Raw genomic sequence first — 10,368 nt, 5'->3', positions numbered from 1 at the left:
GGGGTGGGTTTTGGTGTTGTTGGGGGGGCTGTGGTGTTTTTTTTTTTTGTGGGGGTGGGGGGGGTTGGGGGGGGGGGGGTGGGGGGGGGGGGGGGCCCCCCCCCCCCGCAGGGATCTTTCAGGCGGTGGCGATGAGGTCGAGGGTGGATTCGATGGAGTTGAGCTGGGCGACGATGTGCTTGACCCACTTGTCACCCGGGTGGGCGGCGGCGTGGTGTGCGACGGTGCCGGTGATGAACCGGCGGAACGCGGTGAGCTTCTCGTTGATCACCTGCCGTTCGTAGGCCTCCAGGGCTGCTCGTTCGGCTCCGAGCTGGTAGCCGTCGGCCCTGGTCCAGATCAGTGGGGGCCAGCCGTTGGCGGCGATGATGTCGCGGAGCGTGGCGAGTCCTGCCCGTACTTGGCTGGGTGAGAGTTCGCTGGCCGTGACGATCTGGTGGAAGAGGAGCCCGGCGGGGCGGGCCTCGAAGAGGATGAAGCGGAGTGTGTTGGCGTGCCGCTGAGCGGCCTGGCCCCGGCGCCGGGAGGCGCGGGGCATGGCTACTGGCCGCTCAGGAGACGGGCGAGTTCGCCGTCGACGTCGACCTTGCCGGTGTCGACCGCGGTCTCGATCCAGTCGAGGGTCGCGCGGACGCGAGCGACGTTCTCGTGGACGATCGTTTTCTCGTCCTCGCCGAGGTGACGGTCCCGCAGGCCCGGAACCGCCCTGCCGGCCGCGGCGACGAAGGAGTGGCAGGCCGTGACCAGGTCCATGAACTCCATGGTCCGCTCTATATGGCGGACTGCGGGGGCGATGGGACTGGTGCGTTCGAAGTGCTCGCGGGCCTGGCGGCCCCGTTCGACCTGTGCGTGATTGACCTCGTGGCGGGCCCGGTCATCACTCATGGCCTTGAAGGCGACGTCCGGCCGGCGAAGGAGACCGGTGGTGACCTCGGTGGCCACCGACTCGTCCCGGGTCAGCTCTTCCACAACCCGGACTTTGTCCTCCCGGCTGACCTGGGCTGTGACCGCTGGCCGCCTCAGGAGGCTGGTCGTCACCGCTGCGGCGACGCCCTCGTCGCGGGTCAGTTCCTCCACGGCCCGGAGCTTGTCCTCGGCGCTGACCTGTGCGGCCACGGTCGGCCTGCGTAGCAGCTCGGTGGTCACGGCCGCGGCCACCTGTTCGTCGCGGGCCAGGGCATAGATCGCGCTGGCTTTTTCCTCCGGCGAGATGGGCGTCTCCACCTGGTTGCCGACCCGGCGGCTGGCGTCGTCGACCGACCAGCGGGCCTTGCCCTCAGGCGCATTGCAGATCACCAAGAACCGCTCTTGCTCGTCCTCGATCCGGGCCAGGATGCGGTGGACCGTGAACGAGACGTCAGGCCGACGTTGCTCCTTCGGCCACCGCGAAGCGGTCCACTCGCTTGATACCGCCCGCGCTGGTCAGGGGCAGCCGAGCCGCCTATGGCCCGCAGTCGTCAGCAAGATCGGCCACGTCCGCAGCGGTCCAGGTGTACTCGATCTCAGCGAGCTCGAACCCGGCCGGGAACCGTTCCCTGCGTTCTGCGGTGGGACGGCCGCCCTGGCGGGAGTAGAAGGCGGTCGCGCGGACATTGTCCTTGAGAACTTCCAGATAGACGGGCCGTCCCGGGTGCTCAATCGTGGCCCAGGCGAAGGCACGGCGCAGAAGGCGCCAACCGAGGCCGGTACCGATGAGTCCTGGTCGGACGTGGAGGTTGTCCAAGAGGATGCGGCCATCGTCCTGCGGGATGAGGTAGGCGAATCCACTCATGTGCATGGCAGCGTCGGCCGCAACCAGTAGATGGGCCGCCCTGGCCGTTTCGCCAGCTGCCGACCCACCGTCAATGAGACGGGTACGCCACAGGAGAGCATGTTCTTCGAGGAGCGGCCCCTCCAGATAGCTGGTTGGCATGATGCCCGAGTAGGCAGCGCGCCAGCTGTCAGTGTGGAGCGTGGCGATTCCTGACGCGTCAGCCGCTGTTCCCGCTCTGATCCTCATGCGTTCAGGCTCGCACAGCCGATGGGCCCTGACCCCGGATTTTGGACACTGGAGAGACTTCGCCCGGTCGCTGGAGCGGGTCGATAAGATCGGTGCGTTCCAGTTGGGCCGGGTGCGGCTGGCGCAGGTGCCGCCGAACCGGCTGGCTGCCCTGGCCCGGTACGGGCTGGGCTCGAAGGCGGCGAGCCTGGAGCGGGCGGAGGAGCCCAAGCGCACCGCGATGCTCACGGCGGTGATGCGGCACCTGGAGGCGAAGGCCATCGACGAGGCCCTGGACCTGTTCCAGGTTCTGATGGCGACCCGGCTTACCAGCACGGCGAAGCGGGCGACGGAGAAGGAGCGCCTGTCGACGCTGCCAAAGCTGGAGAAGGCGTCGCGGATGCTCGCGCGGGCGGCGAAGGTGCGGTTCGAGGAACTGGAGCTGGTGGAGACCCATGGCGTCGACCTGGACGCGGCGGCGCTGTGGGCGACGGTCGAGGAGGTCGCGCCCCGCCAGACGGTGATGACCGCAGCCGCGCTCGTGGTCTCCCTGGTGCCCGAGGACAGGACTCGGCCGACATCGCGATGCGGGCGGCTCTGACCACCCGCTACAACACGGTGCGCCCGTTCCTTGCGCTACTGGGCGAGTCGAAGGCGCTGGACGCGGCGACCGGCGGCGCTCGGGTGCTGGCAGGGGTGCGGCGGCTGCCCGCGCTTCAGCGCGGCACCCTCTCCGAAGTACTTCGGGTTCAAGCGGGGCATCACCTGGCTCAATGCCGTCAACGACCAGGTCGCAGGTATCGGGCAGATGGTCGTCCCGGGTACCCCGCGCGACTCCCTGCACATCCTGGACGCCCTGCTGAACCTCGACGGCGGGGTGAAGCCGGAGATGGTGGCCACCGACAACGCCTCGTACTCCGACATCGTGTTCGGGATCTTCAAGATCCTGGGCTACAACTTCAGCCCCCGCTTCAAGGACGTGGACGACCAGCGGTTCTGGCGGGCGACGATGCCCGGCCTGGAGACGGGGACGTACGGGGTGCTGGAGCCGATCGCGCGGAACTGGGTCAACCTGAAGAAGATCGAGACGTGGTGGCCGGACATGCTCCGGGTCGCGGGCTCCCTGGTGACCAACCAGGTCCGCGCCTACGACCTGCTGCGCATGTTCGGCCGTGAGGGCCACCCCACCCCGCTCGGGCAGGCGTTCGCGGAGTACGGGCGGATCGGCAAGACCGAGCACCTGATGCGGATGGTCGACCCGGTCGACGACACCTACCGCCGGCAGATGAACCGCCAGCTCACTGTGCAGGAATCCCGCCACAAGCTCGCCCGCGACGTATGCCACGGCAAGCGCGGCACCATCCACCAGGCGTACCGCGACGGGATGGAGGACCAGCTTGGCGCGCTCGGACTGGTGCTCAACGCCATCGTGCTCTGGACGACGCGGTACATCGACGACGCCGTCGCCCAGCTCCGGGCCGAAGGTCACGAGATCCGGGACGAGGACATCGCCCGGCTCTCCCCGCTCAAGCACCGCAATCTCAACGTGCTCGGCCGCTACAGCTTCACCGCCTCCACCCCGGCCAGCGGCAGTCTGCGGCCCCTGCGCGACCCGGATGTAGCCGGGCTCGACGAGGACGACGAGGAGTAGACGTGACCTTGGCGGCTCCTCGGGAGCCGGATTGTTGCCTGGGAGAGGTACCGAACAGAGGAAGGGTCTTGCCGAGGTCGAAACTGGGGCCTCGGGGCCGCTGGTAAGGGTGCCGTTCGCGCCCTCGACGGCGCCGCGGCCGCACTCCGGCGATGATTCGAGGCCCCTGGGCCAACCGCCTCCGGGCAATCGCTCACACGCCCGCCCGTGACATCAGAGAAGCGGCTCTGACCTGGTGTTTTCCTGGGACTCGCCTAGCCTGGGGAGTTCTGCTCGACACCATCGGAGGGGACATCGTGAGCGAGGAAGCCACCAGTTACGACGCCAGCAACATCCAGGTACTGGAGGGGTGGGAAGCCGTTCGAAAGCGGCCCGGAATGTACATCGGCTCGACAAGTGAACGCGGCCTGCGCCAGATGGTGTTCGAGGTTGCGGACCGGGCGGTGAACGAGGTTCTGGACGGCCGTGCCGCCTCCGTTGACGTCACTCTCACGCCCGACGGCGGCGTGTGTGTCGCTGACGATGGGCCGGGCATTCCCATCGACGAGACGGGGGCCGGTCCCGGGCTCGAATCCCTGCTCACCCAAATGCAGGCCGGGACAGGAGCCGGAGGCCGCCACGACGTAACGCTCGGCTTCTGCGGCGTCGGGCCCGCCGTCGTCAATGCCTTGTCGCAACGGATGACGGCAGAGGTTCGGTGCGGGGGAGTCCGATGGGTCCAGGAGTACGCGCGCGGCGTGGCCGCCGCCCCGCTCACCGAGGCGGGGGTGGCGACCGGAAGCGGGACCACCCTTGCCTTCTGGCCCGACGCAGACATCTTCGGAGCCGCGGAGTTCTCGTTCGACGGACTGGAAGAGCGATTCAGGGAACTGGCCTTCCTGAACCAGGGCCTGGAGATCTCCCTGACCGACCTGCGCCGCCCGGATGAGTCCCGTTCGGTGCGGTTCCGGTTCCCGGGCGGGGCACGGGACTTCGTCGCCTTCCTCGACGGCCACGCGGCGGTGTCCGCCCCCATGGACACCATCGCCTTCGAGCACGAGGACCCTCGGATGGCGGGGATTATGGAGGTGGCCTTCCGCTGGTGCAGCTGTCCTGAGGATCGGGTCCGGAGCTTCGCCAACAGCCGGCCCACCGTAGACGGCACGCACGCGGAGGGCTTCCGCGATGGGATGACGGCCGCGGTCACCGCGTACGCGCGGGAGCAGGGGCTGCTGACAGCTACGGACCGTGACTTTGACGCCGATCGGATCAGCAAGAGCCTGACGGCGGTCGTGTCGGTGAAGCTGGACCGTCCCGAGTTCGAGGGCTCCACACGCGGCGTGCTGGGCAACTCCGAAGTACGGGACTGCGTCGGACAGGCCGTCCAGGACCACCTCGGCAGGTGGCTGAAGGAAGACCCGGAGCGGGCCGCAGCCGTCATCGACCGGATCGTCCATGGTGCCCGCCGGGACTGACCAACAACGAACCGCCCTCCCGGTCCAGAAGAACCGGACCGGGAGGGCGTCGGAAGAATGCAGACGCGCGATCGGAGTTCGGAAGCGGCGTCATCCAACCGCGTGTGCGAACTTGGGACCACTCTCACAAATGGTCATCTGTGAGAGTTCTGCGAGAGCCACCGCAGTGATCACGTTCCCGCCGGTCACCTTCAGCGACCCGACCGGCCTCGAGAGCTGCGGCAGCTACGGCTACTGCGGTGGCGGCGGCTGGACCAACGGCAAGCACATCGAGGACATGGAGGAGGACAACGAGGACTACAACGACGCCGACGACTCGATGCACGGCGGCACGGAGGACCGGGGGTCAGACCTTCACGACGTACGTGGACCCGGGCGAAGACTGCGGCATCATCATGATCCGGTACTACATCCACACGTACGACGCCATGTCGATGATCCCGAAGTTCCCCATGCTGCTGGGTGACAACCGCGGTCCGACCGACGATCCGAACGCCGCCTACCGGATGGTCCTCTGGTGGGACACGGCTTCCGGCGAGGTCGTCTTCAACGTGGCGCCGTCCCACACCATGCCGGGCAAGCGCACCATCTCGTCGTACGCGACCGGCGGCGCCCCCATGGAGGTCGACGTGGCCTCCCAGATGGTCCCGGCCCTCCCCATCCTGTTCGACCACAGCGCCTTCCGGACGCTCACCGGCAAGAACGTCCTCCAGGACCACAACTCCACCTCGGAGTCCCTGAAGGTGAGCGTGCACGGCGTGCAACCGGTCATGTGGGTCGGGTCGGTCGACAACTGGCTGAACGTCACGCCCACCAAGGATTCCGTGTCCGTGAGCCGCACGGGCAACGCGTATCCGGACATGGAGGTCGTGCAGTACCAGAAGCACCAGAAGCCGCGGTGGATCGCCCACGACAGCATGGCCCACACCAGCGGCTACGCCCCCGACGGTCTCGACGGTCTCTTCTACAAGGACCGTGACGACCGGACGTGGGTTAATGGCACCTGTGTGAAGAGCTGCTGAGATGAGGAAGCTGCCATGAGTACGGGAAGATGGCTGTGGGTCTGCCTACAGCGCTACGTCATGACCGCCGCTCTCGGCTGGGTGGCCGCGGCCCTGGTGCTGCCCGTTCTGGGCGACGATCCCTTCTGGGCGTCGTTCGGCGCGGGTCTGGGAGTGGGGCTGATCGTGGTGCCGCTCCTGACGGTCGTGACCATGTTCGTACTCGTCCTGCTGGCCGGTCGGCGGTTCGAGCCGCCGACCGGCGGTCCTTCGCGGATCCGGGGCGGCTGGCTGATCGTGCTGCCCCTGGTCCTGCTGCTGCCCGTGGCCCTGCTCGTGCCACTGCAGTACCTGATCGTGCTCGGCGCGCAGCTCGTGTACCTGGTGTGGGTGCTGCCCTGCCAGGACGCCCGCGACACGGCGGACGTGCTGCGCTCGCTCGCCGACCCGGCCGTCCCCGCGGAGCAGCGGGCCCGGATGGCACGGGTGCGACCAGCAGCCGCTTCGCGGATCGCACCAGGTCCCGGCATGCCACGATCCATTCTCTGATCGAGGCCGGGCACAGCCGGCGCTCGATCCAGCGCCAGCTCGGCATGACCTACCGCACCGTCCAGCGTTTCGCCGACGCAGCACGACCGGAAGATCTCTTTACCGGCCAGTGGCAGAACCGGTCATCGGTCCTGGACGAGTACAAGTCCTACCTCGATGACCGCTGGAGCGAGGGCTGCACCAATGCCTGGAAGCTGTGGGAAGAGATCGTGCCACTCGGCTACCAGGGAAGCTACGGGCGCGTCCGCGCCTACCTGCATCTGAAACGGACATCTCCACGACCGGTGGCGGCCCGTCCACCATCGCCTCGCTCGGTCGCCGGATGGATCTTCCGCCGCCCCGAGACCCTCACCGATTCCGAACAGCTCCAGCTCAAGACCATCGCGACCGACTGCCCCGAGATCGCCGCCCTCACCCGCCACGTCCGGTCCTTCGCGACCATGCTGACCGAGCGCCAGGGCGAACGCCTGCCGCACTGGCTCGCCGCCGTCCGACAAGACGACCTTCCCAGCCTCCACACCCTCGCCGCAGGACTCGAACGCGACAGGGACGCCGTCATCGCTGGCCTGACCCTGCCCTGGAACTCCGGCGTCGTCGAAGGACACATCAACCGGATCAAGATGCTCAAGCGCCAGATGTTCGGCCGCGCGGGCTTCCGGCTCCTCCGGAAGCGGGTTCTTCTCGCCTGACGTTGACCACACTGGTCGTAGGCTGCTGGGCAGCGAGTCCGTCCGAGTCTTGGAGGCACGCCGACGTGACGGCGACACTGAGCCTGTGGAAGCAGAACCTTGGCGCCTTGCCAGAGTCGCTATGGCAGCGGACCGAACTGCGCGTGCTGATCCTCGCGGATAACGCGCTGACGCGGATCTCACCCCAGATTGCGCGACTACGACATTTGCACACGCTGGACCTGGGCCACAACGAGCTCGCCTCGGTCCCAGATGAGCTGACTGAACTACCGCTCACCAAGTACCTGTACCTGCACGACAACCAGCTGAAAGAGCTCCCCCGATCCCTCGGCCGGCTCACCGCCCTCCGATACCTCAACCTCGGGGGCAACCACCTCACCAGTCTCCCGGACACCATCGGTAAAATGATCGGACTGGTGGAGCTTCGGGTCGAGCACAATCGACTCGTCGCACTCCCAGAATCGATCGGCCGACTGCACCAGCTCCGTGAGCTATGGCTGCGGGGCAACGCACTCACGTGCCTACCAGAATCCGTCAGCGACCTCGCCGAACTGCGCCACATTGACCTACGAGAGAACGCCCTCCCGGACGTCCCAGAGGCGCTGGCGGGACTCTCACGGCTCCGCCATCTCGACCTGCGGAGCAACAGACTGCACACCCTGCCGAGCTGGCTGCCCGAGCTCCCCTCACTCGAGAAATTGGACCTCCGCTGGAACAACATCGAGCCCGCGCCACACCTGCTCGACCTCCTTGCACAACGGGGATGCATCGTCTGGACGTAGGGAACGTCCTTGGTGAGGTACGCACACTCAGAGTTACCGCACCACAGAAGCTGAGCCAGAACCCGTTTTCGTGAGCGAAGCCACGCGGTCATTCGTCAGGCTCGGCATGGCAGGACTCTAGGGCTGCGGCGGATCCGGGACGACCGCTTTCTGGGGACGTGCGGGCGGTGAGGACATCGTCAGGATCGCGCAAGGCCATGGTGACCAGTGTGCCCGGCTCTTGTCCGATGCCGACACCCGTGGCGCCCCTCCGGTAGTCGGGGCATCTGGCCGGGCGCCAGGCCGCCGCCGCGGCTTGCTCGCGGGGCCGGCGGCGGCCTTCGGGGATCCGGGTGAAGGATCAGCTGCGGCGGCGCTTGACGATCAGCGTGCCGGCGAGGCCGAGGCCCGCAGCGACGACGGCGCCGAGTGCCAGCCACTGCCAGGGCAGGCCCGCTTCCGCAGCCGCAGCTTCCGCTGGCGCAGCAGCTGCCTGGCTGGGGGCGGGGGTGGGGGTGTTCGTAGGGGCCGGGGCCAGGGGGTCGACGTCAGGTGCCCCCGGGTTGCCTGCCTTCTCCAGCAGCACCATGCGCGGGCGGGCCGCTCCGTAGCCGATCCAGTCGTTGCGCTTGGCGCCGTCGACGGGGCCGCCGGCGGTCTCGATGAGGACGCGGGCGACTTGATTTGCGGTCCAGTCGGGGTGAGCCGACCATACGAGCGCGGCGGAGGCGGAGGTCAGGGCACTGGCGTACGAGGTGCCTCCGTCCCTCACACACCAGGCGGTGTTGTCCTTGCAGCGGACCGGGGCCTTGCTGCCGTATGCGGACAGGTCCGTGTCCTCCCCGTGGGAGGAGAGCTTCAGCGGCTCGGCGGTCTCGTCGATGGCCCCTACGCCGATCACTCCCGGAACCTGGGTGAACAAGTTGGTCGCGTTGTTGCCCTCCCCCTCATTTCCCATTGCAGCGACGACGAGTACCCCCTTGCTCTGGGCGTACTGGACAGCCGCCTTGAGCCTTTCGTAGGAGTAGTAGTCGCCCCAGCTCAGGTTGATGATCTTGGCCCCGTTGTCGGCCGCGTACCGGATGCCCTTGGCGCCTTCGGCGCCTGTGGCAAAGGCCATGGGCGTGCCGAGGCTGGTGCGGACGGGCATGACCTTGGCGCCGGGAGCCAGGCCCTTCGGGCCGCCTCCTGTGCCGTCGCCGACGATCGCTGCGGTCATGGTGGTCCCGTGCCCCTCGACATCGTCGTGCGCCGGGTACGTCTTGTCCGGCTGCCCGGGCGGCGGTGACATGACCGACACGCCTGGCAGGACGGACTCGCTCCGCACGCCCGGGACTTGCTTGAAGCCGCTGTCGACGACGGCCACCGTGATGCCGGTTCCGTCTGCGACTTTCCACATCTCCTGAGCCTTCATGGCCGTGAGGTAGTCCGGCGGGTCCGTGTCGGCTGCCGCCGGGATCACCGATCCTGCGCTAACGACCAGCGCTGCGACGGTGACGCCCGCCGCCCTCCGCCACGACCCTCGTCGTACGGTGCCCTGCATTCCTGCCCCCTTGTGTACGTGCGCAGCGATCTCGCGCGGACCTACCTCATCACACGGGACGCCGACCGCCTGTGGGGGCATCGGTAAGGCCGTTTAACCGTCGAGCGGCTCTTGCATCGCCTCGTGGACTGCGAGTTCCTCTGGAGTGCCGAGGAAGGCCGGCCCGCAGCCGACCGGAAGGCGGTCCAAAACCATGGCGATGGCTTGCGAGACCGTCTCCGCAGGCCCCACGGCCTGCGAACGGAGAGGACCTGACACCCAGTAGCTGCCTCCGGTAGAGGCTGGATGTAGGGGATGTCCCACGTCCACCGTTTTTCGGTGCAGCGGCTGAAGTGCAGCTCGCCCATGCCGGTCCACGGGAACAGCTGCCGCAGGCGCGGTTCGGCGTAAGCGGCTTTGGGGTCACCGGCTGGGCCCGGGCGCTGGGTCGGAAATGATGGGGGGGTGCCCCTATCTCTTTGGTCAAGGCATTGAGGCGTCCGCAAAGACTCTGGGGCGTCAGTGGTCCGCGACAGGTGCGATAGTTGGCGCCGTGCCAGGCGAATAGGCTTGCTAACTGCGGGGGAACGGGTGGAGCGGATCACTGAGGACCAGGTCAACCGGCTGGTCCGTTTCGTGTGGGACCGCATCCCTGACCCGGCTTCGCTTCAGTAGCTGTTGTCGTTCCGATCTTGAGGGCTGTGTGTCGAACGGGAGTCTCGATCGGGTGATCGCCGCTGGTCGTGGGCATGAAGGCAGGGCC

The 10,368-nt window shown here is 67.7% G+C and carries 9 protein-coding genes and 3 pseudogenes; 7 read left to right on the top strand and 5 right to left on the bottom strand.

Annotated elements, in window-relative coordinates; all coding sequences use genetic code 11:
- Positions 1 to 118: 118 nt before the first annotated feature.
- The 3 genes and pseudogenes from ACFYOB_RS39285 to ACFYOB_RS39275 form a co-directional block, all read right to left on the bottom strand.
- On the bottom strand, positions 119 to 538 hold the full coding sequence (locus tag ACFYOB_RS39285) for a RacP protein (RefSeq protein ID WP_388569242.1): 420 nt from the start codon (positions 536 to 538) through the stop codon (positions 119 to 121).
- Positions 539 to 540: 2 nt separating this feature from the next.
- Positions 541 to 1,398 (bottom strand): annotated as a pseudogene (locus ACFYOB_RS39280) (DUF6192 family protein); the annotation flags it as partial.
- 43 nt (positions 1,399 to 1,441) lie between these two features.
- Positions 1,442 to 1,912, bottom strand: coding sequence for a GNAT family N-acetyltransferase (locus ACFYOB_RS39275; RefSeq protein WP_388569240.1), 471 nt, complete (start codon positions 1,910 to 1,912; stop codon positions 1,442 to 1,444).
- A gap of 40 nt (positions 1,913 to 1,952) precedes the next feature.
- Between ACFYOB_RS39275 and ACFYOB_RS39270 the strand changes: the two genes are divergently transcribed.
- The 7 genes and pseudogenes from ACFYOB_RS39270 to ACFYOB_RS39240 all read left to right on the top strand — a co-directional run bounded on the left by ACFYOB_RS39270 (position 1,953) and on the right by ACFYOB_RS39240 (position 8,104).
- A complete protein-coding gene (locus ACFYOB_RS39270) occupies positions 1,953 to 2,579 on the top strand; it encodes a hypothetical protein (protein WP_388569238.1) in 627 nt (208 codons plus the stop codon).
- Between the two features lie 117 nt (positions 2,580 to 2,696).
- Positions 2,697 to 3,629 (top strand): annotated as a pseudogene (locus ACFYOB_RS39265) (Tn3 family transposase); the annotation flags it as partial.
- A 296-nt stretch (positions 3,630 to 3,925) separates the two neighbouring features.
- A complete protein-coding gene (locus ACFYOB_RS39260) occupies positions 3,926 to 5,083 on the top strand; it encodes an ATP-binding protein (protein ID WP_388569236.1) in 1,158 nt (385 codons plus the stop codon).
- A gap of 365 nt (positions 5,084 to 5,448) precedes the next feature.
- Positions 5,449 to 6,105, top strand: a complete 657-nt coding sequence (locus ACFYOB_RS39255) for a hypothetical protein (protein ID WP_388569234.1) — start codon at positions 5,449 to 5,451, stop codon at positions 6,103 to 6,105.
- Between the two features lie 15 nt (positions 6,106 to 6,120).
- Positions 6,121 to 6,633 carry a hypothetical protein gene (locus ACFYOB_RS39250; RefSeq protein WP_388569232.1) on the top strand — a complete coding sequence of 171 codons (513 nt, stop codon included), beginning with the start codon at positions 6,121 to 6,123 and terminating at the stop codon, positions 6,631 to 6,633.
- A 44-nt stretch (positions 6,634 to 6,677) separates the two neighbouring features.
- Positions 6,678 to 7,322: a transposase gene (locus ACFYOB_RS39245; protein ID WP_388569229.1), complete on the top strand. Its 645-nt coding sequence runs from the start codon at positions 6,678 to 6,680 to the stop codon at positions 7,320 to 7,322.
- A 65-nt stretch (positions 7,323 to 7,387) separates the two neighbouring features.
- Positions 7,388 to 8,104, top strand: coding sequence for a leucine-rich repeat domain-containing protein (locus ACFYOB_RS39240; protein ID WP_388569227.1), 717 nt, complete (start codon positions 7,388 to 7,390; stop codon positions 8,102 to 8,104).
- 340 nt (positions 8,105 to 8,444) lie between these two features.
- Here the strand turns inward: ACFYOB_RS39240 and ACFYOB_RS39235 are convergent, their stop codons facing one another.
- Positions 8,445 to 9,545: a S8 family serine peptidase gene (locus ACFYOB_RS39235; RefSeq protein WP_388569225.1), complete on the bottom strand. Its 1,101-nt coding sequence runs from the start codon at positions 9,543 to 9,545 to the stop codon at positions 8,445 to 8,447.
- A 174-nt stretch (positions 9,546 to 9,719) separates the two neighbouring features.
- Positions 9,720 to 10,255 (bottom strand): annotated as a pseudogene (locus tag ACFYOB_RS39230) (DUF6193 family natural product biosynthesis protein).
- Between the last annotated feature and the right edge of the window lie 113 nt (positions 10,256 to 10,368).

The sequence above is a fragment of the Streptomyces sp. NPDC006463 genome (genome assembly GCF_042870715.1).
Taxonomy (GTDB): Bacteria; Actinomycetota; Actinomycetes; order Streptomycetales; family Streptomycetaceae; genus Streptomyces.
Note: the sequence above shows the minus strand (reverse complement) of the source record. Positions and strands in the feature narration are given on the sequence as shown.